At 53.3% G+C, this 25,410-nt stretch carries 28 protein-coding genes and 1 tRNA gene; 5 read left to right on the top strand and 24 right to left on the bottom strand.

Translation table 11 applies throughout. From position 1 onward, the window contains the following. Window positions 1-334: 334 nt before the first annotated feature. On the top strand, window positions 335-607 hold the full coding sequence (locus AC6ROY_RS11245; protein ID WP_500100505.1) for a hypothetical protein: 273 nt from the start codon (window positions 335-337) through the stop codon (window positions 605-607). A 234-nt stretch (window positions 608-841) separates the two neighbouring features. Here the strand turns inward: AC6ROY_RS11245 and AC6ROY_RS11240 are convergent, their stop codons facing one another. The 16 genes from AC6ROY_RS11240 to rpsF form a co-directional block, all read right to left on the bottom strand. Next, window positions 842-1,660 carry a hypothetical protein gene (locus tag AC6ROY_RS11240; protein WP_500100504.1) on the bottom strand — a complete coding sequence of 273 codons (819 nt, stop codon included), beginning with the start codon at window positions 1,658-1,660 and terminating at the stop codon, window positions 842-844. Window positions 1,661-1,841: 181 nt separating this feature from the next. Further along, complete coding sequence (locus AC6ROY_RS11235) at window positions 1,842-3,125, bottom strand: adenylosuccinate synthase (RefSeq protein WP_500100503.1); 1,284 nt, start codon at window positions 3,123-3,125, stop codon at window positions 1,842-1,844. A gap of 263 nt (window positions 3,126-3,388) precedes the next feature. Then, entirely contained in the window at window positions 3,389-4,762 is a 1,374-nt protein-coding gene (locus AC6ROY_RS11230) for a DUF4179 domain-containing protein (RefSeq protein WP_500100501.1), read from the bottom strand. Continuing rightward, window positions 4,752-5,306 carry a sigma-70 family RNA polymerase sigma factor gene (locus AC6ROY_RS11225; protein ID WP_500100500.1) on the bottom strand — a complete coding sequence of 185 codons (555 nt, stop codon included), beginning with the start codon at window positions 5,304-5,306 and terminating at the stop codon, window positions 4,752-4,754. The genes AC6ROY_RS11230 and AC6ROY_RS11225 overlap by 11 nt, the downstream gene beginning before the upstream one ends. A 233-nt stretch (window positions 5,307-5,539) precedes the next feature. After that, the gene (gene dnaB, locus AC6ROY_RS11220; protein ID WP_500100499.1) at window positions 5,540-6,892 is read right to left on the bottom strand and encodes a replicative DNA helicase; all 1,353 of its coding nucleotides are present in this window, start codon (window positions 6,890-6,892) and stop codon (window positions 5,540-5,542) included. A gap of 233 nt (window positions 6,893-7,125) precedes the next feature. Then, the gene (gene rplI, locus AC6ROY_RS11215; RefSeq protein WP_500100497.1) at window positions 7,126-7,569 is read right to left on the bottom strand and encodes a 50S ribosomal protein L9; all 444 of its coding nucleotides are present in this window, start codon (window positions 7,567-7,569) and stop codon (window positions 7,126-7,128) included. Further along, a complete protein-coding gene (locus tag AC6ROY_RS11210) occupies window positions 7,566-9,527 on the bottom strand; it encodes a DHH family phosphoesterase (protein WP_500100496.1) in 1,962 nt (653 codons plus the stop codon). The genes rplI and AC6ROY_RS11210 overlap by 4 nt, the downstream gene beginning before the upstream one ends. Before the next feature lie 51 nt (window positions 9,528-9,578). Then, complete coding sequence (locus AC6ROY_RS11205) at window positions 9,579-10,511, bottom strand: DUF2232 domain-containing protein (protein WP_500100494.1); 933 nt, start codon at window positions 10,509-10,511, stop codon at window positions 9,579-9,581. Between the two features lie 5 nt (window positions 10,512-10,516). Continuing rightward, on the bottom strand, window positions 10,517-10,819 hold the full coding sequence (locus AC6ROY_RS11200; RefSeq protein ID WP_500100493.1) for a MazG-like family protein: 303 nt from the start codon (window positions 10,817-10,819) through the stop codon (window positions 10,517-10,519). A gap of 85 nt (window positions 10,820-10,904) precedes the next feature. Further along, window positions 10,905-11,321, bottom strand: a complete 417-nt coding sequence (locus AC6ROY_RS11195) for a CBS domain-containing protein (RefSeq protein WP_500100492.1) — start codon at window positions 11,319-11,321, stop codon at window positions 10,905-10,907. A gap of 569 nt (window positions 11,322-11,890) precedes the next feature. Continuing rightward, window positions 11,891-12,715: a carbohydrate ABC transporter permease gene (locus AC6ROY_RS11190; RefSeq protein WP_500100491.1), complete on the bottom strand. Its 825-nt coding sequence runs from the start codon at window positions 12,713-12,715 to the stop codon at window positions 11,891-11,893. Continuing rightward, window positions 12,715-13,563, bottom strand: a complete 849-nt coding sequence (locus AC6ROY_RS11185) for a carbohydrate ABC transporter permease (RefSeq protein ID WP_500100490.1) — start codon at window positions 13,561-13,563, stop codon at window positions 12,715-12,717. Before AC6ROY_RS11185 ends, AC6ROY_RS11190 begins: the two co-directional genes overlap by 1 nt. Window positions 13,564-13,654: 91 nt before the next feature. Beyond that, complete coding sequence (locus AC6ROY_RS11180; protein ID WP_500100489.1) at window positions 13,655-14,968, bottom strand: ABC transporter substrate-binding protein; 1,314 nt, start codon at window positions 14,966-14,968, stop codon at window positions 13,655-13,657. A 282-nt stretch (window positions 14,969-15,250) separates the two neighbouring features. Continuing rightward, entirely contained in the window at window positions 15,251-15,541 is a 291-nt protein-coding gene (rpsR, locus tag AC6ROY_RS11175) for a 30S ribosomal protein S18 (protein ID WP_500100487.1), read from the bottom strand. Between the two features lie 43 nt (window positions 15,542-15,584). Next, window positions 15,585-16,112, bottom strand: a complete 528-nt coding sequence (ssb, locus tag AC6ROY_RS11170; RefSeq protein WP_500100486.1) for a single-stranded DNA-binding protein — start codon at window positions 16,110-16,112, stop codon at window positions 15,585-15,587. Window positions 16,113-16,176: 64 nt separating this feature from the next. Continuing rightward, window positions 16,177-16,461 (bottom strand): 30S ribosomal protein S6, encoded by a 285-nt coding sequence (gene rpsF, locus AC6ROY_RS11165; RefSeq protein ID WP_500100485.1) that lies wholly within the window; start codon window positions 16,459-16,461, stop codon window positions 16,177-16,179. Window positions 16,462-16,671: 210 nt separating this feature from the next. On the opposite strand from rpsF, the gene AC6ROY_RS11160 reads away from it, so the two are divergent. The 3 genes from AC6ROY_RS11160 (at window position 16,672) to AC6ROY_RS11150 (ending at window position 19,041) form a co-directional block, all read left to right on the top strand. Next, the gene (locus tag AC6ROY_RS11160; protein ID WP_500100484.1) at window positions 16,672-16,857 is read left to right on the top strand and encodes a YjzC family protein; all 186 of its coding nucleotides are present in this window, start codon (window positions 16,672-16,674) and stop codon (window positions 16,855-16,857) included. A 179-nt stretch (window positions 16,858-17,036) separates the two neighbouring features. Next, window positions 17,037-17,291 (top strand): hypothetical protein, encoded by a 255-nt coding sequence (locus AC6ROY_RS11155; RefSeq protein WP_500100483.1) that lies wholly within the window; start codon window positions 17,037-17,039, stop codon window positions 17,289-17,291. Window positions 17,292-17,586: 295 nt separating this feature from the next. Then, on the top strand, window positions 17,587-19,041 hold the full coding sequence (locus tag AC6ROY_RS11150; protein ID WP_500100482.1) for a SulP family inorganic anion transporter: 1,455 nt from the start codon (window positions 17,587-17,589) through the stop codon (window positions 19,039-19,041). A gap of 375 nt (window positions 19,042-19,416) precedes the next feature. Here AC6ROY_RS11150 and AC6ROY_RS11145 read toward each other — a convergent pair. From AC6ROY_RS11145 to AC6ROY_RS11130, 4 genes are all read right to left on the bottom strand, one after another. After that, a tRNA-Ser gene (locus tag AC6ROY_RS11145) sits at window positions 19,417-19,507 on the bottom strand. 76 nt (window positions 19,508-19,583) lie between these two features. Then, the gene (locus AC6ROY_RS11140) at window positions 19,584-19,811 is read right to left on the bottom strand and encodes a DUF951 domain-containing protein (RefSeq protein WP_500100481.1); all 228 of its coding nucleotides are present in this window, start codon (window positions 19,809-19,811) and stop codon (window positions 19,584-19,586) included. A gap of 96 nt (window positions 19,812-19,907) precedes the next feature. Next, a complete protein-coding gene (locus AC6ROY_RS11135; RefSeq protein WP_500100480.1) occupies window positions 19,908-20,789 on the bottom strand; it encodes a mechanosensitive ion channel family protein in 882 nt (293 codons plus the stop codon). 16 nt (window positions 20,790-20,805) lie between these two features. After that, on the bottom strand, window positions 20,806-21,051 hold the full coding sequence (locus AC6ROY_RS11130; protein WP_500100478.1) for a putative Se/S carrier protein: 246 nt from the start codon (window positions 21,049-21,051) through the stop codon (window positions 20,806-20,808). Window positions 21,052-21,237: 186 nt separating this feature from the next. On the opposite strand from AC6ROY_RS11130, the gene yyaC reads away from it, so the two are divergent. Continuing rightward, window positions 21,238-21,870 carry a spore protease YyaC gene (gene yyaC, locus AC6ROY_RS11125; protein WP_500100477.1) on the top strand — a complete coding sequence of 211 codons (633 nt, stop codon included), beginning with the start codon at window positions 21,238-21,240 and terminating at the stop codon, window positions 21,868-21,870. Here the strand turns inward: yyaC and AC6ROY_RS11120 are convergent. From AC6ROY_RS11120 to AC6ROY_RS11105, 4 genes are all read right to left on the bottom strand, one after another. After that, the gene (locus AC6ROY_RS11120) at window positions 21,845-22,327 is read right to left on the bottom strand and encodes a DUF4446 family protein (protein WP_500100475.1); all 483 of its coding nucleotides are present in this window, start codon (window positions 22,325-22,327) and stop codon (window positions 21,845-21,847) included. The genes yyaC and AC6ROY_RS11120 overlap by 26 nt on opposite strands. A 22-nt stretch (window positions 22,328-22,349) precedes the next feature. After that, complete coding sequence (locus AC6ROY_RS11115; protein WP_500100474.1) at window positions 22,350-23,510, bottom strand: aminotransferase class V-fold PLP-dependent enzyme; 1,161 nt, start codon at window positions 23,508-23,510, stop codon at window positions 22,350-22,352. A 114-nt stretch (window positions 23,511-23,624) separates the two neighbouring features. Next, complete coding sequence (locus tag AC6ROY_RS11110) at window positions 23,625-24,488, bottom strand: ParB/RepB/Spo0J family partition protein (protein ID WP_500100471.1); 864 nt, start codon at window positions 24,486-24,488, stop codon at window positions 23,625-23,627. After that, complete coding sequence (locus tag AC6ROY_RS11105; RefSeq protein WP_500100470.1) at window positions 24,485-25,243, bottom strand: ParA family protein; 759 nt, start codon at window positions 25,241-25,243, stop codon at window positions 24,485-24,487. The genes AC6ROY_RS11110 and AC6ROY_RS11105 overlap by 4 nt, the downstream gene beginning before the upstream one ends. Window positions 25,244-25,410: the final 167 nt, after the last annotated feature.

Below are 25,410 nucleotides of genomic sequence, written 5' to 3'. Positions count from 1 at the left end.
CGCATTCCTTCTGTCGACACTTGCCATCAGCCTGCTGACGCCGCTTGCGGACGTCGCGCCTGGCCTGGGAACGCGTCCGAAACGCCGATCCCCGGTATCTGCACGCAGCACGTTATGCTGCAACCTGCGGCTGAAAAACGACCGGCACAATGGCTGCAACTGGGTGTGCTTGCGATCTGCACATAAAAACACCTAAAATTCGGAACAATACCCATGAAGCTGAATTCTAAAGTTGACTTAATAAATTTAACACATCGTCTCTACCCATTTCAACAAAATTGTATATTATACCACAGAATGAGCTAAAAACATGGCGGGAGCGTGAAGGGAAGCAATGGAAACTTTAACGGCTTATTTTGAAAATGAACTCGATCTGGAGCATGCCGCCCATGAGCTGCGGGAGCAAGGCGTTGTCGATTTACTGGCTGGAGGTGCAGACGAAGCGCCGGAAGGCAGCCTGACTGCCGGGTGGCAGCCGACGCATGGGGCAAGCGGAGAAAGCGGCTCCGCCGACGCCGCGCGCTGCTTGCAGATTGTCGTCGAATCGTCGCGGCTCCGTCAGGCGCAGGACACCATCGCCCGGTACGGCGGCTATCAGCAGGGGTAGCGTTAAGCGGGGGCCTCCATTAGCGGGAGTGGCGGAGCGGCGATTCGCGGCGCTAACGGAGCTGTGGCGGCATGCCAGAGGGTCGTGGCGCTAACGGAGCGGCGGCGTGACAGCCCCGCCTTGGCTGTACAAGCCCGACCTGGCTCACCGCGCCAGCGGGCTCCAGCTTCGGCCGTATCGCAATGCCGCTGCACCGCTACACGAACAAACGCCCTGAGGCGCAAGACTTGCGCTTCAGGGCGTTCCTATGATCGCGAGCAAGTCGCGGTATTCCTCCGGCTTCAGATGCTGCTGCAGAATCGCTTCCGCTTCCTTCATTTCAGCCGCCGTCAATCCGTCTTCCATCAGTTGGGAGAGCGTCTGCATATCGGCCTGCGGCACACGCGACACCAGCATCGCGAAAATTTTCCCCTTCGCCTGCTCGGAAAGCTGCTCCTTTTTCTTCGTAAACTGCTCACCCGACACGACCACCCGCCGCTCCTCATCCGTCGGCCTTGCTGTGCCTGCCGAGCCGGTTGACTCTGTTGGGCCCGAGGATTGGCGGCTCCATACGGCAACAGCATCCTCCGGCACCCGATACGGATCGGAATTCCCGGCGCTTGGCGTAGAGGATGTCCCCCTGTCCCGGCTTGCCCCCGCACCGCTAGACGGAACCGTGCCGTTTGCGGCCAGCGCCTGCTCCTTGTCCGCAGCAGCCCCTTCCTGCATTGTGCTGCTGGAGCTGCCGTTCAGCGAGGCTCCACCGGAGCCAGCCGCATCGCCTGAACCAGTCACACGTGTCACACCGTCCGCGCTATTCACACGCCCGGCTCCGGCTACACGCGACGCCTGATCCGCCGGGTCAGCAGACTTCATACCCGCGCCAAAGCCGCCGGCGAAGCGGTTCAGAAACGGCGCCCACTCGATCCGCGCCGACGCCGGCCGCTCAATATGCAGCTGCTCCAGCAGCAGATCCACGTATGTATTTACCGTTACAAATGTAATTGCGACGCAGCAGCTTGCGGTAACCGCCGCGCTGACCGCGAGCTTGACCAGCCATTTCAATCCCCTCACGCCGTTATTCGCCCCTTCCTGCCGACCTGCAAGTCTATTCCCCTCTAGTATTGACCTGTTTCTGGGAAATCAACCGATTGCCGGACAAGAAAAAAAGGAGCAGCGCCCGCAGGCCCGCTCCTCTTGCATCAAGACAATGCCCTGACACTTGGGACATCATCCGCATAACAGCCATATATGTTTAATAGATCGGCTTCACGATGTTCGTCTGCTCACGGTTCCGTCCGACCGAGAAAATCGCGATTGGAATACCTGTCAGTTCCGATACGCGCTCGATATAACGGCGTGCGTTCACCGGAAGCTCCTCCAGACTGCGTACGCCTGTCAGGTCCTCGCTCCAGCCTGGAAGCTCCTCATATACCGCTTCGCACTCCGCCAGCATCTTCAGACTGGCCGGGTAATGCTCGATCGTTTCGCCGCGGTATTTGTACGACGTACAGATTTTCACCGTCTCCAGACCAGCCAACACGTCCAGAGAGTTCAGCGACAAGCCCGTAATACCGCTCACCCGGCGCGCATGGCGAACCACAACGCTGTCGAACCAGCCAACACGGCGCGGACGGCCGGTTACCGTTCCGTACTCATGACCGCGCTCACGAATCCAGTCGCCAATCTCATTGATCTGCTCCGTTGGGAACGGACCATCGCCGACACGGGTCGTGTACGACTTCGCAACGCCGATAATTTGATGAATTTTCGTTGGTCCAACGCCTGAACCGATACATACGCCGCCAGCGGACGGATTCGAGGACGTTACGAACGGATAGGTGCCTTGGTCGATATCCAGCATAACGCCTTGTGCGCCTTCGAACAGCACCTTTTTACCTTCGTCGATCAGATCGTTCAGCACAACCGACGTATCCGTGACGTACGGACGGATTTGCTCCGCATAACCGAGGTATTCGGCAATGATCGCTTCCGCATCCAGCCCCTTGGAGGCATACACTTGCTCGATCAGCACGTTTTTCTCCGCCACCAGCTGGCGTACCTTACCTGCGAACTCTTCCGCATCCATAAGGTCGGCAATCCGGATTCCGTTGCGCGCCGCTTTGTCCATATAACAAGGGCCGATCCCTTTGCGAGTCGTACCGATCTTGTTGTCGCCCTTGCGATCTTCCTCAAGTCCGTCCAGCACCAGGTGGTACGGCATGATTACATGCGCCCGGTCGCTAATTTTCAGGTTATCGGTCTTGAAGCCGTTGTCATGAATATATTGAATTTCTTCGAGCAAGGCGCCCGGATTAATAACCATACCGTTGCCGATGACACAAATCTTGTCCTGATTGAAAATACCTGACGGAATCATCGTCAGCTTATATTTTTTGTCGTCGATGAGAATCGTATGCCCTGCATTGTTACCGCCTTGATAACGTGCTACCACATCTGCGGACTCCGCCAGGAAATCGGTAATCTTCCCTTTCCCTTCGTCTCCCCATTGGGTTCCGACAACTACTACCGTTGACATTTTGCACTACCCCCGCGAGGTGGAAACCACCCATGATCTGCCTTATAGGCGCATGACACCATGAATAGTTTAGCAGTCACCCGTGGCAAAGTCAATAAAAACGAACAATTATAAAGCATGCTTCTACAATGTTCGGAAAATGTTCCAAAAGCTGCGTCCACAAACGGCCACGCGCTCCGGCAGGCAGCCAACCGGCACGCTTCATACTCAAAATTACCCCTATTGACGCGATTTCCCAAGATATCGGCTGCCTTCCGCCGCGTCTACTCGGGCCGTACGGGAATGATAGCCTCCAGACCCGGTATGCGGTCAGACAGCTCCTGCTGCCGGGTAACAAGCGTCAGCGGCTCGTCTGGAGCAAATGCCGGAAACTCGCGCACCCACTTGTACGCATACGGATCAACAACCCTCGTCCGCCCGTCCAGCAGCAGATGCTTTCGCCCGGCTGCGTCCTCCAGCCATAGCGAGGTACCTTGCAGATGCGGGGAATCGCCCTCGGCCCGGTAATGGATCAGCGTCTTGTCCGACAATCGCTCCACCTGCGTCACCAGCAGTCGTCCCGCCGCCCCCTGGGATAAAATCAAGGGCTGCTCAGCGGTAGGCAGACGATCCAGCGGGACACGCGTTTCCTGCGGCTGCGGCCGCTCCTCCTTGACCTGATGAGCATCTACGTAAGCGCGAATCGTCACGTACTTGGGAATACGCGCCGCCGGACCGAACTGCTGCGTCCACGACGAATACTCAACCTCCCCCTTCCGCTCGCCGCGACCCGAGCCGCCCCGCGGCTCCAGCATCACGCCCTGGTCGTCGAGCATATCGAATTGAAGCAGCTGGGGCGTGTCCGCAGAAACCAATGGCCGGCTGTATTCGACGCTTAGCTCCGTAGAGCCTGGCGTAAAGCTAATCCGCTTGACCGTTACTGTAATCGCATCGGCCTGCCGGACCGTCATCGGCATCACGACATAGTTGTTCGCGGCCATTTTGCGCACCGGAAATTCAAATGCCCACAAGCCGTCCACCTCGCCGATCCGGGACGCCTTGAGCCCTAACGTAAATCGCTCCGGCAGCTGCTCGTCCGGGATGAGCGTCAGCACGCCCGCATACGTATGTGCGTCGATATAGCTTCCGCTGGAGCTCCACGCGCCTGCATAATGCTTCCCATCCACCTCAGCCTCCAGCCCCGGCCCCATCAGCTCCCCGATACCGGCAGCCGCTTCCTGCACATAGCCGATCGACAGCCGGACTCCATCGTACATGACCTCAGTCACTTGTAAAGTAATGCCCTGATCGGAAGCAAGCTGGTTCACCTCCGACACCATCCCTCGCTCATCCGCTGCCCGCAAGCCGAAGTCTCCGGCGAACTGAAACACGGATGACATCAGCGGTACTTGCCGTAAAGCGGCGGCCATCCCCGGCGAAACAAAGCTTGAGCCGACAATCGTCAGCCCCAGCAGTACGGCGGCTCCTGCCGCCCCCAGCCCTGCTCTCGGCCAGCGGCTGCGCGGCTTGCGGGCGGGCAGGGAGGATAACGTCCGATCCATACGCTCGCGGACCACGGACGGAATCGCCTGAGCCGTCTCCTGCCCGGCCTGGCGAAGCAACTGCTCCCACCTCGGACCGGCTTGCTCATGCTTCATAGCTCATCATCCTTTCTCCTTCAGGGGGCTCCAGCCATTCAGCCAGCAGCAGACGCGCCCGGTGCAGACGGGACTTGACCGTTCCCCCCGGTATGCCCAGCACCTCCGAGATCTCCTTGATCGGCATATCCTCGAAATAATGCAGCGTAACGACAATCCGCAGCGCGTCATCCAGCCTGTCGACGACCGTCCGCAGGTCGATATGGTCATATTCGCTTGCCGCCCCGGCCCTTCCCGCGTCTGCCGCATAGCCTTCTATCAGCGCCGAAGCGGGCGCCAGCCGCTTGCGACGACGCAAAATCAGGTTGCACTCATTGATCAAAATACGGTACAGCCACGTCTTGAAGTACCGCGGCTCCTTCAGGGCAGGCAGCCCATGGTACGCCTTCAAAATCGTCTCCTGAAGCGCGTCAGCGCAATCCTCGTCCTGTCCGACCATCGAGCGCGCCACCCGGTACAGCCCATGCTCCAGCTGATGAATCAGGCGGGTAAATGCCTCGCGGTCTCCTTGCCGGGCAAGTCTGACCTCCTCCTCCAGTTTCAACGGCCTGGCCTCCTATCATGTAACTTGCTATGGATTAGATGTGCTGACGCCGCTCAAGGTTCACCGCACAGCAAAAAACAGCCTCAAACTCAAGGGGAGCTTGAAAAGCTGCGCCGTGTTAAAATCTTGGCTGCGAACGCAGCCCCGATTTAATTCGTTGCATGTTCGCACACGTAGCTATACCTTCTCAATGGCCCGACTTGGGTTCAAAGCTGTTTCTAACTGGGGTTCTGCTAGCTCGCCGGCTCCTGATGAGTCCGGTCGAGCCCGACGAATTTATTGAAGTTTTTCAGAAAGGCCAGCTCAACCGTGCCGACCGGCCCGTTCCGCTGCTTGGCGATAATAATTTCGATAATGTTTTTCTTCTCGGATTCCTTGTCATAATAATCGTCCCGGTACAAAAACGCCACGATATCAGCATCCTGCTCAATCGAACCGGATTCCCGCAGGTCGGACATCATCGGTCGCTTGTCCTGCCGCTGCTCAACCCCCCGGCTAAGCTGGGACAGCGCGATCACCGGCACGTCCAGCTCACGGGCGATCTGCTTGAGCGTACGGGAAATTTCCGAAACCTCCTGCTGCCGGTTATCCCCCTTGCCGCGTCCATGGATCAGCTGCAAGTAGTCGATCAGGATCATGCCGAGCCCTTTCTCCTTCTTGAGCCTGCGGCATTTGGCGCGAATGTCCGCAACCGTTACGGACGGCGAGTCATCAATATAAATATTCGCCTCGGACAACGAGCCGATCGCCATCGTCAGCTTCTCCCAGTCATCCGGCTCCAGAAATCCGGTCCGCATCCGGCCCGCATCGACATTCGCCTCCGCACAGATCATCCGCTGCACAAGCTGGGCCGCACCCATCTCCAGAGAGAAGATGGCGACCGTTTCCTTCTCGCGCACCCCGATATTTTGGGCGACATTCAGCGCAAATGCCGTCTTGCCGACCGAAGGCCGGGCCGCCACAATAATCAGGTCGGAGCGCTGAAAGCCGGAGGTCATCTTGTCAAGGTCGGAGAAGCCGGACTTGATCCCCGTCATGCTTCCCTTCTGGGTAAACAGCATCTCGACCTTCTCAAATACTTCCATCAGCACGTCGCGGATCGCAATAAAGCCGGAGCCGGCTCGCGCCTGGGAAATTTCCATAATCCGTGCCTCGGCGTCGCTGAGCAGCGTGCCGACTTCATCCTCACCCGCATAGCCGTTCGAGACGATCTGGGTCGCCGTGCGGATCAGCCGCCGGAGCATAGATTTCTCCTCGACGATTTGCGCGTAGTAATCGACGTTCGCTGCTGTCGGCACCGCATTGGCCAACTGGGACAAATACGAGATGCCGCCGACCTCCTCCAGCTGCTGCTTGTCCTGCAGCCGAGCGGTCAGCGTAATCAGATCGACCGGCTCGTTGGCTTCGGCAATTTCGATCATCGCTTCGAAAATAAATTTATGCGCCCCGCGATAAAAGTCCTCGTCGGTGATCCGCTCCATCGCGGTGATCAACGCATCTCCGTCCAGCAAAATAGCGCCGAGCACGGCCTGCTCGGCTTCCAAATTTTGCGGCGGCACGCGATCCATAAACAAATTGTCGTTCATTGCTGTTTGTTCCCCCGCTTTCTTGCTCGAGCAGCCTGCGGTCGTCGGTGAGGGCAATGAGGACGGATACAGGCTGCTATTATTCCACGTCCGTCCCCTTAACGACAAAGAACCGGCACATCCGCACCGGCTCCCGTCCCTCATCTCTACACGTTCTGTTGCTGCAAACCGTCTCCGCCGCCGTCGCCCGCATGTACGAGCGGACCAGAGGGGACGAAGCCCGCAGAAGCTGCCTATTCCTCCGACACCTGTACCTTCAGCTTGGCCGTTACTTCAGGGTGCAGCTTCACCACAACTTCCGTCACGCCCAGCGTACGGATCGCGTCGTCCATGACAATTTTACGTTTGTCTACCTTGATCCCGAGCTTCTCCAGTCCTTCGGCTACCTGCTTGTTCGAAACCGCGCCGAACAGGCGGCCGTCCGTGCCGGACTTCGCTTTCAACTGCACCGTCAGCTCTGAAATTTTGCGGCCAAGCTCCTCGGCAGCAGCCTTTTCCTCCGCCTTTTTGCGATCCTCGGCTTTTTTCTGTTGATCCAGCATTTTGACCGCCGAGTCGTTAGCTGGTAAAGCCAGCTTTTGCTTAAACAAAAAATTTGTTGCGTAGCCCTCAGATACTTCCTTGATGTCGCCCTTCTTGCCTTGACCTTTAACATCCTTTAACAAAATAACCTTCATTCGAAAAGCCCCTCCTCAGCATGAATCTGATTTAATAGTTGCTTCAGGCGCTGTGTAGCTTCCGCTACCGTCCCTTCCAGCTGCGTAGCCGCATTGGTCAAATGACCGCCGCCGCCCATCCGTTCCATCACGACCTGCACATTCATCTGCCCCAGCGAACGTGCGCTGATCCCGATCAGCCCGTCCGTCCGTTCGCTAATCACGAAGGAAGCCATGACTCCTGTCATCGTTAACAACGTATCAGCAACCTGCGCAATATTCAACTGAGAATATTTACAGCCCGGCTCGGATACGGCAAGTGCAATATGATCGAAGATGATAACGGCATTTTTGATAATTTCGGATTTCTTGATGTACTGATCCAGATCCTCCTTCAACAACCGCTGGATCAGCGAGGAGTCGGCCCCGTTGCGCCGCAAATACGATGCCGCTTCGAACGTCCGTGCGCCGGTCCGCAGACTGAAGCTGCGGGTATCGACCACGATGCCGGCCAGCAGCGTTGTAGCCTCCAGCACGCCCATCGTCATGCGGTCATTGAAATAAGGCAGCAGCTCGGTGACCAGCTCACAGGTGGAGGACGCATACGGCTCCATGTACACCAGCGTCGCGTCGTGGATAAAGTCCTCGCTGCGGCGGTGGTGATCAATCACCACTCTGCGCTGGGTCAGCTGCAGCAGCCGCGGCTCGCTGGTCATCGGCGCCCGATGCGTGTCTACGACGACTACGAGCGAACGCGATGTCGTAATCTGCAGCGCCTGCTCCGGCGTAATAAACCACCGGTTCAGCCGCTCGTCCTCATGGATCGCTTCCATCAGCTTCTGGATCGCCGGATTGATGCCCTCAATCACGATGTAGCCTTCCTTATTGCTTACATGCGTCATCTTGAGCACGCCGATCGCGGCCCCGATCGAATCCATGTCCGGCAGCTTGTGGCCCATGATCAGCACATTGTCGCTGTCGCGAATCAGGTCGCGCAGCGCGTGAGAGATCACCCGCGCCCGGACACGCGTCCGCTTCTCAATCGCATTGGACCGTCCGCCGTAGAAGGACAGCCGCTCGCCAACCTTGACTGCCGCTTGATCGCCGCCGCGGCCGAGCGCCATGTCCAGGCTTGTCTGCGCCCAGTGGCCCAGCAGCGGCAGCTCTGACGTTCCCGACGCAATCCCGATGCTGAGCGTCATCGGCAGCTTGTTTTCAATCGTAATATCGCGAACCTCATCGAGGATTTCAAACCGTGACTGCTCCAGCAGCTTCAAGCTTTTATGATTCATCACAAGAAAATAACGGTCCGACGCCGTTCTCCGCAAGTAAAGCTCATACTTCTGCGCCCATTCCGTAATTTCCCCGGTCACCTTGGCCATCATAATGCTGCGGGTCTGGTCATCCAGCCCCTGCGTCGCCTCATCCAGATTATCCATCATCACGATGCCCATCGCAATCTGGTCTTCAATCGCTTGCGTCTGCAGCGTCCGCAGCAGCGTCATGTCCGAAATATAAAGCAGCCGCTCCTCAGGCTTGAGTTGAATCTCATAAATATGCCCGTTCTGCGTAACCTCGATCCGGAGCTCTTTTTCCTTGCGTCCTTTGAGGCCGGGAAATTGCTCCAGCAGCGATTCGCCGATCAGCGTATCCTTGCCGAACATCCGGGCGACGAACGGGTTATGCCATTCGATGTCCTTGTCCTCGTTATATAACACAATTCCAAGCGGCAGGTCATGCAAGGCATCGCTGCCAGCCTTTTTTACCCGAAGCGAAAGCGTGTTGACATAGTCCGTCGCATGCTGGCGAAAGGCTTGCTCGGCCCGAATCATCAGCAAGACGAGTACCGCAGTTAAGATCAGGGCGACAACCCCGAGCCGCCATTCGAATAACGACAAGGAGAAGATCAACACGAACAGCAGGCCAAACAGCCAATACAGAGGCAAGCCGCTCCATCGCTTCAACAAGAACTTCGGCATTTCATTCGCTCCAATCTTGCAGAATCGCGCAGGTTCCGATTCATAAATCGTTTAGCCCTTGGGCTTGATCCGGTCCCGAACGGGAAATGCCACATCAAACACTCCGACCAGACTCAACAGGAAAAAGGCCGGCGGAAACACACACAGCAGCACAATGCCCAAAATCGGCAGCGTCTTGTTCCAGCGCTTGACATGTGCCAGGAAGAACAGGAAAGAAATCGCTTGAATGGCGAAGACCGTGCTAAGCAGCGGCATCAGGTTCAGCACCAGCGTAAACATCGTTGACTTCGTATCCTTGGCAAACATTTCCAGCACCAGCGTGATGACATAAATCCAGATGAACGACTTGGGCAGCATCCAATCCTTGACCGCCCGGAAGCCCGGAATCGCTTCGCCCGCCCGTACGAGGAAGCGTCTGGCCAGCACATGGGAAATGACCGTGTACACGATGGAAAATACGATCATATACAGCGGCAGCATCTGAACGGACAGCTGTACCAGCGTATCCACATCAATGCCGACCAAATTGCGCATTTGCGGTGAATACAGATTAAACGACTCCTGCATAAGCGCCTTGAATTTGCCGATCGGATTCAAGCCGAACAGCTGAGCGACAACGAGACTGACCAGCAGCTCTCCGAGCAGCGTAACCGCTCCGGCCGTCAGCACGTTGCGGGCAGGCGCCCGCTTCTTATACAGGTTGCCCATCTGGAACACCGGGGGCAGCATAAATAAGGATACGGCCACCAGCAGCGCGCCGACCCAACCGGCCAGCACAACAGACACCAGCACATATACGATGGCCAGACAGGCCAGATAATGAATGAAGAACGCCTTGGTCCCCAGCCGCACATACATCACCAGCACCGGCACCCACAAGAAAAATAAGGTGACCAGCAGCACCGGCGGCACGAACAGCGATAATAACGTTACCATGTACACGATGCTCCAGACGAGCATTCGCGGCTTCTGCGTTTCCTGCAAACCCTTCACCTCTTACGCAAGTGATCTTCTAAGGCAGATATATCTCCGTACCATTCCTCAAGCTGATGACCTTCCTCGCGATGCTTCTTCAGCTTCTCCAGCACCGCCGCATCCAGACTGCGCAGCGAAATGCCGAGCCGTCTGCCGAGCATGTAGCAGCAGGCGACCATACTCGCCAAAGCATCGAGCATCTTCGCGTGGCTGCCTTCCCAGATGCCTTTGAGCAAATGCGACAGGTGGTCAACGATTTCCGTTTTCAACCACTCAATAATTTTGGCCCGCTTGGCCAAGTCAACATCCTTATCCATGAATGACAAGCCGCTTCTCCCCTTATCCCGGGACATGAACTGCTGCGGTTACCTCTCGATGCTGACCCTTAGTATATCATATTTTCTAGAGCTTTTGTTCGGGCTGCCATAGCTTGAAGCAATAATCAATGATGTCACTGCGCCGGATAATGCCGATAAACACCTCTTGATCGTCGACGACGGGCACATAATTCTGCCGGGTGGCGAGCGTGATCAAGTCCTGCATCTGTTGGTCGATCCGCACCGGATGGACGGTCATATGCTGCGCTACGTCCTTTAGCTGAACTCTGTGCGCATGCTCGAAGCCGATCTCGGGAGAACGCTTGAGCTTCCAGAGCAGATCGCCTTCCGTCAACGTCCCGGCATATCGGCCGAATTCATCAACCAACGGAACGGCTGAATACCGGTGATACTCCATCCGCTCCAGCGCCTGGCGAATCGTGGATTGCGGAGATAAATAAACAACCTGATCTTTCGGTACGAGGAAAAATGCAATATTCAAGGGGCTCCCAACCTTTCTCTAGATCGCCAATCAGCCGAAGCTACCTGCCCCTTCATCATATCATGTTCCTGACCGGATTGAAAAAGAAACGCGAGTGTCCGAGGACATACAGGGTATAAGCAAATTGAACTGTGACCCAAAGAGTCACTTTTTTCAAAGTGTCCTTCTTATGGATCACAGTTCAACTGGCGGACGTTCACTGTGAGCTACTTTCTCCGCGATATAAAAATCACAGCTACCGGTCTGCAGCCTGCTTGATGCTGTACCCGATAAAATGCCTTATCAGCCCTTTTCTTTAATACGGCTTCTTTCATGAGCTGGTAACCATCCTCGGAAACAGGCTGCTGCTTGTATAAATATTTTCAGGGCGAAACAAGCCGTGGGACTTCATCCAGTCCGTATAAGCCAGTTCCCTCTCATCCTTGACTCGTTTATCATTGTTAAAATATCACTTAATCCTTCATGCCAACATGAACGGATCAATCGACCAGCCTCACTTTCAATATGACAGATTTACTGTTGTTTGACAATATGCCCGGCCCGTCTTGCTTAACCCTGGCGGCGGCAACCTACTCCTTCACAGCTGTTCCGAGCATCCCGGAAATAAAATGCCGCTGCAGCAGCAAGAAAAAAATGACGATAGGCCCTGTTGCTATAGTGACCCCTGCCATAACTTGACCATAGTCAATCCGGGATAATCCGAATAGACTCGACAATGCGATTGGCAGCGTGTACATCTCCTTCGTATTCATGACGATGAGCGGCCACAAAAAACTGTTCCATTGGTACATAAACAAGAAGATAGCTGTTGCCGCCAGAGCAGATTTCATCGAAGGCAAAATGATTTTGGTAAACAATCCCCACTCGCTAATCCCGTCAATGCGACCGGCCTCCATTAATGCGTCGGGAACTGCAATCATATTCTGCCTCATTAGAAATATAGCAAATGGATACGCCAGATTAGGCAAAATAAGCGCCTGATACGTATTTAACCAGCCCCAGGCTGCCATCATTTTAAATAATGGAATAATCAGTGCATGGGTAGGTACCATCATGGATATTAAAAAGATACCGAAAATCAAGTCACGCCCTTTAAATTTGAACTTGGCAAACGCATACCCCGCCATCGAACAAATGATCAGGCTAAGTGCGGTGTAAATAACCACCACAATGATCGAATTCGTCACAACTTGGCCGATACCAATGGCGCTGTTCAGATTTTTGATATTCTGAATAAACAGATTGCCAGGCCACAGTAACGGAGGTTTGGAAAATATTTTACCGCTAGGGTTAGTCGCACCGATTACCGCCCAATAAAACGGGAATAAAGAAACGAACGCTCCCAGGATGAGCAATATATATTTCGGAAAGGAACTAAAGCTGCTCTGTCTCATTATTCATCCCCCGTTAACTTAAATTGTGCGTATGAAATGATTCCAATCAGCACCACAATTACATAGGCCAACGTAGAGGCATAACCAAAGTCAAAGAAACGGAAGCCTGTTTGGTACAAATACATGCCCACCGTCAACGTAGCGTCGCTCGGTCCGCCTTTTGTCAGCGTGTAAGGCTCGTCAAACAACTGTAAAGTTCCGATCGTAGACAGAATGGCCGTAAACAGCAGCACTGGCTTCAACTGCGGAATCGTAATGCTGAAAAACTGCTTCAACTTTCCTGCACCGTCCAAATCAGCCGCTTCGTATAAGGAGTCGGAAATATTTTGCATCGCAGCCAAATGAATGATCATATTATACCCCGTCCAACGCCAGGTCATGACGAGAATCAATGCGACTTTAGCCCAAATCGGATTGGACAGCCAAGGTATGGGAGCCATTCCAAGCTCGCTTAGAGCCTGGTTCACAATCCCATCCCCCATGAGCATAATGGAGAAAATAATGGAGCAAGCGACAAGCGAAGTAACTGCCGGCATAAAGTACGAAACACGAAAAAAACCTTTCCAATGCTTTAAAGAATTCATAACCGAAGCAAGCAGCATGGAGAGAAACAGCATGATGGGAACCTGAATGATCAAGATAATGAAGGTGTTGCCAAGCGATTTCCAAAATATATTATCGCTAAACAAGCGCTTGTAATTTTCTACTCCGGCATAAACCATGACCCCTCCCTCGCTCTTCTGGAAGCTGAGAAGAAAGGAATACAGGATCGGATAAGCCATGAACACCGCAAACAAGACGACGGCTGGCAGCAGAAACAGATAGGGCACATAAGATTTTTTTTGCACTTTAGTACCTCCTGCATGAATACTGAATGTTTAAGCCAAGTAAGAAGAAGAGATTCAGGAAATCCTGAATCTCTTCCACGATGTCCCTCATTTAGTGAGCAGCAACCTCACGCTTGGCGCGATCCTTCAATCTGTTAGCAGCTTCCGTCAAAGCGTCCAAAGGCTTTTTGCCATTGAATACATCGGCTTGCGCTTTTATCCCCTCATCATTCCCGATGGAGTAGTCTTTGGTGTAATACGGTGTTGGGATTTTGGACATCTCATCGGTGAAAAGCTTCCAGATCGTTTGATTGGAGAAGAATTCATCCGGTTTTTGGAAAACCTCTTTGCTATACACGCTGGACAGAGACGGGAATAGGCCGTATTTCTCCATAGCTATTAGCTGCACATCCGGGTTAGTGGAGAAATAATCCATAAACTTATAGGCCTCATCCGTCTGTTTGGAGTTCGCTGTCACGTACCAGCTGCTTCCTCCCAGGTTCGCCGCACGGTTGCCGCCTTTTTCGAAGGCAGGAATTGGGAACACGCCCCATTTGCCCTTGGCATCCTTGGCTTGATCCAAAATGGTGCCGTAATACCAAGCGCCGAATGGAATGGTAGCAATCGAGCCATTCACCGTAGCCGAAACTGTGCCGTCCCAACCGTTCACATCCTTAATGAGGTCTGCATCGTTCAGCTTTTTCTGCATGTCCATGGCTTGGACGACTTTCGGATTTTTCAGATCGATTTTCCCATCCTTGTCGTAATAGAAAACGCCCAATTGGTTCTGCATAATACGGAAGGTAGCGTCATCCTTAAATTTATCGATCGGCAGCATCGAAGCGCCCGTCTTTTCCTTAATCGTTTTGCCTGCAGCCAGATAATCATCCCAGGTTTCAATCTTGGAAGCATCTACACCGGCCTTCTGGAAAAGATCTGTCCGATAAAACATTGCCGCAGGACCTGCATCAAATGGAAAACCATAAATTTTACCTGCGTTGGACACGAGATCTTGCTTGAATTTAGGGAATTGGGTTATTTTTTTATCATATCCCTTTGAATTCAATTCCATGAAGCCTTTGGGAAATGCACTCAGATAACCTTGGATACGGTCATCTTCAACAAGCACAATGTCAGGCAAACCTGCTCCACCGGCTGCAAGACCTGTTGAGAGCTTATCGTACACATCCAGGCGGCCGATATCCTCGATTTTTATATCTACATTCGGATTCGTTTTCTGGTAACTGGTCATCGCTTCCTTTAGAGCGCCTACATTGACGTTCCATGCCCAAGCTGTGAGCGTAACCTTTCCTCCTTCGGCTGCACCTTGACCGCCTTTTCCTTCTTCTTTATTTCCGCCAGAACATGCCGTTAAAGCTAAAGAAACTGTCATAAATGTAATGGCCCACTTCGAAGCTGTTTTCATCTTTTTTCCCCTTTCACAAGTCTAAATCCAACATTATAACTGAATGTAAGCGGTATCTTTGTGTTTATTTAACCATCAATTTTACTTAAATAAACCTATTTTTTACTTAATGCTACACTTAACGCTTTTCCCGCACTTAATATGTCCTGATTTTTCTTACTTCATACCACTAGGTATGAGTAAAATAAGTTTGGCATACCTAACAGGCATTTTTTCACAAAAAAAAACAAGCACCCACCCCACTGAACTGTGGGATAGATGCTTGTTGATTAGGCAGTTAGCCTATTCCGTTGTGTACGGCAGCAAAGCTACTTGACGGGAGCGTTTGATCGCAATCGTCAGAGCGCGTTGGTACTTCGCGGAAGTTCCTGTGACACGACGCGGAAGAATCTTGCCGCGCTCGCTGATGAACTTCTTCAGCGTTTCGATGTCTTTATAATCAATGTGCTTGATTTTATTTACGGTGAAGTAACAAACTTTACGGCGCTTGCCGCCTTTTTTGCCACGTCCGCCGAACTTTCTTTCGCCGCGCTCGCCGCGGTCTTCAGAACGTTCTCTTTTTTCAAATGCCATTGTTCTCCATCCTTTCTACGTTAGATTCATTCCGTACCGTTCCTTAGAACGGCAGATCATCATCGGAAATGTCGATCGGTCGCCCGTCGTCCTGGAACGGATCTTGATTGTTATCGCGTCCGCCGCCGTAGCCGCCACGGTTGCCGCTGCTTCCGCTTCCGCCGCCATAATTACCGCCACCGCCGCTATTGCTGCTGCCGCCGTAATTATTGCCGCCGCCCGGTGCTCCGCCTTCTTCACGGTTGCCGCTGTTCGGAGATTCCAGAAACCGCACATTATCAGCAATGACCTCTGTCACGTAGACGCGCTTTCCTTCATTGTTGTCATAATTGCGTACCTGGATTCTGCCTTCTACAGCAGCCAAACGACCTTTGCGAAGATAATTCGCACAAGTCTCCGCCAGCTGGCGCCAAGTGACGATCGGGATAAAATCTGCTTCCCGCTGTCCGCCTTGGTTGGAGAACGGCCGATCTACCGCAAGCGTAAACTGGGTTACAGCTACACCTGCAGGCGTATAGCGCAGTTCAGGGTCGCGCGTCAGTCTGCCGATCAGAATTACACGATTCAACATCCGCATTCCCTCCCGGATTCACTGCTGGCATCGCTGCCCGCAGCCTGCTCGATTACGAGACTGATTAAGCTACGTCTTTCGTGATCAGGAAACGAATGATTTCGTCAGAAATCTTCATCACACGGTCAAGCTCAGTGATAACTTCATTATTAGCGTTGAATTGAACCAACACATAATGACCATCACGCAGCTTGTTGATCTCATACGCAAGACGGCGCTTACCCAGCACGTCGTGCTTCGTAATTTCGCCACCGTTGTTGATGATACCTTGGAACTTCTCTACCGTAGCCTGAATCGCCTCTTGCTCGAGATCAGGACGGATGATGTACATCACTTCATATTTGCGCATGTTGTCACCTCCCTTTGGACTATGGCCCCTGACCGGCTTGTACCGTCAGGAACAAGGAGCGAGAATGAATAACTGGTCAAAACTCGCACCTGAATACTATACCAGAAACGGCCCGCCGAAGCAAGCTTCATGTTCCAGTTATTAGTCTACATGGCCCGGACTGATCCAGGTCAACCTAAAGGTACATCTACGAGCAGGAGGTGACCTGTGATGGGTGAATGGAGTCAGTTCCGTCCCGGCGACAAAGCGCCAAATGACGGCGAGTATATGGAAGTGGGCGAAGCAGCCTTCCATATGGGGATCAGCGACCCCAAAATCGTGAAGCTCAAGAAAGGGGACGAGTTCCCGGAAACGAGCAATCACAACCGCAAGTGGAAACGCATGTTCCGCGGCTAGCGCCCCCTTGTCCAGCCAGCCTGCACTGAACAGAGCTATTAGCGCGTTGTGGAGCTAAGGGCTAAGGGTGCGCTCCGCCGCGCAGACGGCGAGGCGTGCCTTTGGTCCGACACAATCAGAGCGAATTGCTTGTTTGCAAATCCTCGTATTTCTTAATGAAGGAAGGAGCCGTTGCTGGAATGAACTATAAATGCACCGCTCTATTTGCCGTAATCGGCGCAGCCCTATGTCTGCTTCATTATTTCGGTCACGAATATGATCCTGTTTATTTGCTATTCTACGCTTTGAGTGTACCTGCCTGGTTTTACCCCATTTTTACCTATACCGATGTGAACCCGCTGCTGCTGTACGGACTAACGACTGCGTCCTGGGCTTTGATGGGCTATGTAGTGGACAGGTTTTCCGTTTACCGCAGCAACCGGAATGTGCAGTAAACCGCCCCAGGCGACAGTATCAATCTTGTTTTGGCCGTTACGCCCTCCGATCTCCCGATTTCCCCCGACCAGGCTCCGTTTCGGAGCTTTTTTGTTTAGCCACGAAAACAAGCGAATTATTTAGATAATTACCATAAACCTTTTTGTTAAGCGCTTACATGATGGATTATTCATTTCTTCTATGAGCTGATCATTAGGTATAATTTCATAGGTTACTTATCGTCCCCGACTTTTCTGAAAGTGGAAGGTCACCATTACAGGCTTGCTCAGGCAAGCCAGGGAGGTTTTATTGATTGTGAACAGACCTTTGTCTTCAGGCGGCTGGTTCAGCAATATCCGGCCGGACATATTATCCGGCATCACTGTGGCGCTGGCTTTAATCCCGGAAGCGATTGCATTTTCGATCATTGCCGGTGTCGATCCGATGGTCGGGCTGTACGCGTCCTTCTCGATTGCCGTTGTGATCGCCTTCGTAGGCGGGCGGCCCGGCATGATCTCGGCGGCTACCGGAGCGATGGCCCTGGTTATGGTTAATTTGGTGAAGGAGCACGGCCTGGAATATTTATTCGCTGCGACGGTGTTAGCCGGCGTCATCCAGATTATTCTTGGCCTGCTTCGGTTCGGACAGCTTGTCACCTTCGTCCCTCATTCCGTCATGACCGGATTCGTCAACGCGTTGGCCATTTTGATCTTTATGGCACAGCTCGTGCATTTCCGCGGAGAGGGCTGGATCATGTATGCGCTGGTCGGCCTGACGCTCGTCATTATTTACGGACTGCCGCGCCTTACAAAAGCAGTGCCCTCCGCCCTCGTCGCCATCATCGTCATTTCCGTGCTGACCATCACCTTCAACATTGAAGTGAAAACCGTCGGCGATATGGGCAAGCTGACCAGCGAGCTGCCGGTGTTTCATCTGCCGCAGGTGCTGCTGACCCTGGATACGTTATGGATTATTTTGCCGTATTCGATCTCGCTTGCGATGGTCGGTATTCTCGAATCGCTGCTGACGGCGACCATCGTGGATGAAATGACGGACACGACCAGCAATAAAAACCGCGAGGTGCGGGGACAAGGCATCGCGAACATCGTCACCGGATTTTTCGGTGGCATGGCCGGCTGCGCGATGATCGGGCAATCTGTCATTAACATCAAGTCTGGCGGCCGCACTCGCCTGTCCACGCTTACAGCCGGTCTGTTTCTGCTGTTTCTTATTCTTGTGCTGGGAGATGTCGTGAAGCAAATTCCGATGGCCGCGCTGGTCGGCGTGATGATGATGGTGTCGATCGGCACGTTCGACTGGGGCTCGGTGATCCGAATTAACAAAATCCCGCTGCCGGATGCGGCCGTTATGCTTGTAACGGTGACGATTGTCGTCGCGACCCATGACTTGTCTTATGGCGTTTTCGCCGGCATCGTGCTGAGTGCGCTGATCTTTGCCTGGAAAATGTCCAAGCTTCGTACCGTCGCCTCGTTACAGCCGGACGGGACGCGCGTTTACCGGATCAAAGGCCCGCTATTCTTCGGCACCGTGTCTGCGCTGCTGGCCTCGCTCGCTTATCAGGAAGACCCGGCGCACGTCATTCTGGACCTCACCGATTCGCATGTGTGGGATCATTCGGCGATTCATGCCTTGGCTAAAGCCGTGGCCAAATATGAGAGCGTCGGCAAGCAAGCTACGCTGGTCGGCCTCAATGAAGAGAGCCGCACCTTGATCGACCGCACCGGCTTAACGGTGCCGCAAGGCCATTAACCTGAGAGGCCCGCTCGGCTCAGGTCGTTATCTCAGCTCGTTATATGCAAAACGCGCCCTGCCCCCTGCTGTCGGGTAGGACGCGTTTTTTCGTTCGTGCATAGGAAAACAAGCCCTGCCGTACTTTTGCACAGCTGTTCATAACGATTCGAATAACAGCCGCCCCTTGGTTATCCACATGTTTATAACTGCTCGTACGAATCTTTACTTAGGTTTATCCCCACTCACAAACCCGCCTATTTCTGCAACCGGCTTATCCACAGATGCATGGGCTGCAGCTGAAAGCCGCAGCAAGACGCAGTACAGCAAGCTGGTTGCATGAAAACAACAAGCAAAAACCTCCTACAGTTGTAGGAGGTTGGATGTTAAAGATTATGGCGGAAAGAGTGGGATTCGAACCCACGCACGGCGCGAGCCGCCTAGCTGATTTCGAGTCAGCCCCCTTGGGCCTCTTGGGTACCTTTCCGCATTTCCAAAAGGGACAAGTAGTATATTAGCACAACTTCCCCCTATTGCGCAAGTGGGAACATACATTTCCTTATCTAAGCGTCTTCCGCTGTCTGCCCGGCTGCCGGTTCGGCCGTGGAGCGGAGCACCTTCTTCAGCTTGCTCTCGAACTTGGCCCGCGGTACCAGCACACTGTGCTTGCAGCCGACGCATTTAATCCGGATATCCATGCCCATGCGAATAATCTCCATCTCATTGGTGCCACAGGGATGGGGCTTCTTCATCTGGACAACATCCCCCAGCTCGTATTGCTTTCTCTCCATCGCTTCCGCTCCCCTTCCCTTGATCGGCGCCTATGCGTCCTGGCCTATGTGCAGCCTTGATCTGTATAGCTATATAAGCCTCATACGTGCCCTCTGTTACGTGCTGCTGCTCTGCAGCTCCTGAAGCGCCCTGCGGATTTGCTCGTTCAGCTTCCGGGTCACACGGTTCGCTGTATCCGGCCGACACTCCGCGGTCACGCGCAGCGTAACCTCCGCGCCTCCAAACGTTTGCACGCCCAAAACCTGAGGTTCCTTCACCAAATCCGGGTTGGTTTCATATCCTTTTTTAATCGTTTCTTCCAGCAGCGCTTTAACTTTGCCGATGTCCAGGTCTTTGCTGACAGGTACATCAATAACCGCCAAGGAATTATGGATCGAAAAGTTCGTCACTTGAGCAATCGTACCGTTCGGTATGATATGAATCTCTCCGGTCCAGCTCCGGATACGGGTAATGCGCAGACCGATTTCCTCGACATTGCCTTTATATGTACCAATCTGTACGACGTCTCCAACGGCAAATTGATCTTCGAAAATAATAAAAAAGCCGGTAATGACGTCCTTAACCAAGCTTTGCGCGCCGAAGCCGATCGCCAGCCCGACAACCCCCGCTCCCGCCAGCAGCGGCCCGAGATTGATATTGAACTGACCTAAAATCATCAGAATCATAATGAAATTAATAACATAGGTCAAAATATTGCCCATCAGCTTGCCGATCGTCCGGGTACGGCGGGCATCCAGCTTCAGCGGATTTCGATCCCGGGCAACAATAATCCGCTCCACGGCCCGGTGAGCGATTTTTGCAGCAACCCGCGCCCCGATATAGATCAGCACAAGCTTAATGATAATAAACAGCAGGCCGAGCCACACCTCCGGGTCAGACACATAGCTGATCAGCTGCTCCCGGAACGTAAACAGGCTTTGCTCCCAATCCTTGATCGTCTTAACTTCCGTTACGAGCGGAAGCAGAGTTGCTTGCATTCGGCTTCCCTCCTACTCAGGTTTCATCCATCGTAACATATTTTCCGTCCTTTTTGAAAAAAATCCCGCGGATTTCAACCTGCTCCTCCCGCACGATCTGCTGCACCTCATCCAGCGCCTCCTTCGGAAACTCCAGCGACAACGCGCAGCCGGCCGTAATTTCCTTAGGCGTCGGACACATATCATTTTCAATATCCGCGTATTCCAGCAGCATCTCGGCGCGCAGCGCCTGCTGGGTCGAATCGAAGGCCATTAGCAGCATACTTCCACCTCTCCCCCTACCGCTCGCCATCTTGCAACTGATCAATCTTTGAAAACGGCGCAGTCTCTCAGCTTTTGTTGCCCAATCATGTATAAAACGTTTCTATGATCCGTATACTAGTACTACTCTATTCGACCAGATGTTGCTAGCCTTTCCAAATCCTCATTCCCAAGGAGGGAATCCGAGATGAAGCTGCCTTTTACCAAGGACCACCACGCCTCCCAAGCCAAAGAGCCGGCTCCCGCTGCAAAAGCGCTCAAAATTTTGCACTCCGAAACGAACTGTATCGAGCTCTTATCCGAATCCTTGTTTGCCTGCATCCAGCACGTCCCCGCTCAGCAGCCGATTATTATTGTCTGCGTCGGTACGGACCGCTCTACGGGCGATTCCCTCGGCCCGCTTGTTGGCACGCATCTGAAACGGATGGAGCCGGATGGCGTTCATCTGTACGGAACGCTTGATCAGCCGGTTCATGCGATGAACTTGAGCGACACGCTGACGACCATTTACCAGCACTATAACAATCCGTATATTTTGGCGGTTGACGCTTGCCTCGGGCAGCTGACCAGCGTCGGTTGCATCCAGCTCGGACATGGGCCGGTGAAGCCGGGCGCCGGGGTCAACAAGGAGCTGCCGCCTGTCGGCGATATGCACGTAACCGGCATCGTCAATGTCGGCGGATTCATGGAGTACTTCGTCCTGCAAAATACGCGGCTCAGTCTCGTCATGTCGATGGCCGAAACGATCGCCAAATCTATTCATGCAGCGATTCACCGCAAACGGAGATGGTCGCCTATTCCTTTAGTGAAGATCGATTGATCGCTTCCTTCTCTTCCGGCGACAGCGCATATTTGGACCGCCCCTTCTCCAGCGGCTTTGCATACACGTACGTTTGCTCGCGGTTGTGAATGCCGCTCAGCACGACGCCGGTCCCCTCCTCATCCACAAGTGCGACGGCGAAGCTCAGGTCACTGCCATTTTCGGAAAATGCATTAAACCGGTATACGCCAAGACGAGATTTCATACGGGCCATGTCCTCCCGGAGCAGCCGGAGCGACTGGTCCGCTTGGTCGTTTTGCGCCTTCACGACGTTGTAGCGCTCCTGCAATTGGAGCACGACCTCTTCCATATTGAGGCCCGTCGATCCATTGAGCAGAGCGGCATAATTTCGCTTCATCCGGCGAAGCTTCACTGCCAGTACAATCAGCATGATGACAATAATTAAAAAAAGCGCGGCAACCGCCAGTAAAACGACTTCAATCGGTACTCCATCCATCTGAACGCCCCCATCCTTGCCCTTACGTGTTTTTCAAATGCTTCGCGATTTCGCGCATAGCTGCAACCAGCTGCTCGATTTCCGCGGCAGTGGTAAAGCAGCCGACACTGGCCCGGACCGCCCCGCGCTCCAGCGTGCCCGCCGTTTCATGCGCAAGCGGCGTGCAGTGATACCCGGACCGAACCGCAATACCGAACGATTGGTCGAGAATAAACGCAATTTCCGAGGAATCGGCTTCCGCCAGATTAAAGGAGACGATTCCCGTTTTAGCCTGCCCTATTTCCGGTCCCAGCAGTTGAATGCCTTCGATTTCCAGCAGCCCGTGCATCAGCTGTTGCGTCAGCTGCCATTCATGCTCGTATATGCTTGCTACGCCGGTCTGCTGCACCCACTTGACGCCTTCTGCCAGTCCGGCGATGCCGGGCGTATTTTGCGTGCCGCCCTCAAACCGGTCAGGCCGTACGGTTGGCTGTTCCACGGCCTCGGACTGGCTCCCGGTTCCGCCATGCAGCAGCGGGTCCAGCTCCAGCTCAGGATGGACATACAGCCCTCCTGTGCCTTGCGGACCGAGCAGTCCTTTATGGCCTGGAAAAGCAAGCATATGGATGCCCAGCGCCTGCACATCAATTTCGACGGTACCTGCCGTCTGCGCCGCATCCACGAGCAGCTTGATGCCATGCTTGCGGCACAGCTCGCCAATCGCCTCCAGAGGCAGTATGCTGCCCAGCAGATTGGAGCTATGGCTGCAGACGATCAGCCGGGTTTGCGGGCGGATTGCGGCCGCTACATCGTCAATCAGCAGATGACCGCGCGGGTCTGTTTGAACGTACGTCACCTGCACCCCGCGCGTCTGCCGCACATATTCGAGCGGACGTCTGACCGAGTTATGCTCGACAGCCGAGCAAATGACATGATCGCCTTCCTTCAGAAATCCCTTAATGGCCAAATTAAGCGCCATCGTCGTATTTAATGCATAAGAAATATCATTCGGATTTTTAATCCGAAACAGCCGAGCCAGCTGCTTGCGCCCTTCGAACAAGGTACGGCTCGCCCGAACTGCCAATTCATGACTCCCTCTTCCAGGATTTGCCGAGTACTGCTCCATACATTCCACCATCGCCCGAACTACCTCCGGAGGCTTCGGCCATGAAGAAGCGGCATGATCCAGATATATCGTAGCCACGAAACGTACACATCCCCTCAACGTTTGATCTGATCTTCACATTACATAAATATAGCATACCTCGAACCCCCTGATCTAATCAGGCTGATCCTGGTATGCTATCTGATCCATCTACTAGATTTTGCCTTGTAAAAGCTCCAACAGCCGGTTTAGATCATCATTAGAGAAATACAATAACTCAATTTTGCCCTTATTATTGTTATGCTTGATTTTAACCGTCGTTCGATATACTTCCCGTAAATTTTCTTCGATTTGATCAATGTACGGATCTTTGCGCTTGGACTTCGGCTTGGCTTTCTTCGAGTCGCTGTTTTCCTCCAGCTTCTTGACTTCCTCTTCAAGCTCCCGTACGCTCCATTGCTCCTGAATCGCCGTATCGGCCAATGCTTTGATCAGCTTTTTATCCTTGAGGCCGACAATCGCCTTGGCATGCCCCATCGACAGTGTTCCACGTGAAACATAGTCCTTTACTTCTTCAGGCAGCTGCAGCAGCCGCAGGAAATTGGCGATATGGGAGCGGCTTTTCCCTACCTTCGTAGACAGCACTTCCTGGGTGAGCGAAAATTGGTCAATCAGCGCCTGGTAAGCAACCGCGATTTCCATCGCATTCAAATCCTCACGCTGTACATTTTCGATCAACGCAATTTCCATTACCTGCTGATCGGTAAACTTTTTGACGACGGCTGGAATCGTCGCTTGTCCGCTCACCTCAGAAGCGCGAAAGCGCCGCTCGCCTGCAATAATTTCGAAGCCCTTCAGCACGCTGCGCACGATGATCGGCTGAATGACGCCATGCTCTTTAATCGAAGCGGCCAGCTCCTGAAGCGACTCGTCGTTAAAATGCTTACGCGGCTGGTACGGATTCGGCCGCAATTGCGACAACGGGATCTCCACCACTTTATCATCATCGCTGATACTTAACGCGGGCAGCAATGCGCCCAATCCTTTGCCGAGACCTGTGCCTGCTCGCTTGCTCAAATTGCAATCACTTCCTTCGCCAGTTCCATGTACACTTCAGCGCCTTTCGATCTTGGGTCATACGTAATAATGGACTGACCATGACTTGGAGCTTCGCTTAGTCTGACATTCCGCGGAATGATCGTTTGATACACCTTTTGCTGGAAGTACTTCTTCACTTCTTCAATGACCTGCATGCCCAGGTTCGTACGCGCGTCAAACATGGTCAACAATACGCCCTCGATCTGCAATGTTGTATTCAAATGCTTCTGCACAAGCCTCACCGTGTTCAACAACTGGCTGAGCCCTTCCAGCGCATAATATTCGCATTGGATCGGAATAATGACCGAATCGGCTGCTGTCAAAGAATTGACGGTTAATATCCCGAGCGATGGCGGGCAATCAATTAAAATATAATCAAATTGCTGCTTCACCAGCTGCAAGGAGCGCTTCAACCGCACCTCGCGCGAAATGGTCGGGACAAGCTCAATTTCAGCACCCGCCAATTGAATGGTAGCCGGAATAATTTTCAAATTGGGATTGGCTGTTTCAACCATCGCATCCTTAGGATGCACATCGTTAATCAGCACGTCGTAGATGCAATATTGCACATCCGCCTTGTTCACGCCGATCCCGCTTGTCGTATTGCCTTGCGGATCAATATCAACAAGCAGCACCCGCTTGCCCAAAGCAGCGAGCGATGCGCCCAAGTTTACGGATGTCGTTGTTTTACCAACCCCACCTTTTTGATTTGTGATGGCGATTATTTTAGACAACCTACTTCACCTCAAATAACTACTAGGATAGCCGAGCCCTGACTGCAGCTTGCTCAATTATTGCCAATCGAAAACGTTACCAACACCCGAGCGTATATCAACTTGAGGTTAACTGGAACGACTATAGCGCGATCGCCTTAAAAAAAAATCACTAGAGAGTTGTGAAA

Source organism: Paenibacillus sp. sg306046 (assembly GCF_059821225.1).
The sequence above is the reverse complement of the archived record's forward strand: the minus strand, read 5'-3'. Positions and strand labels throughout refer to the sequence as shown.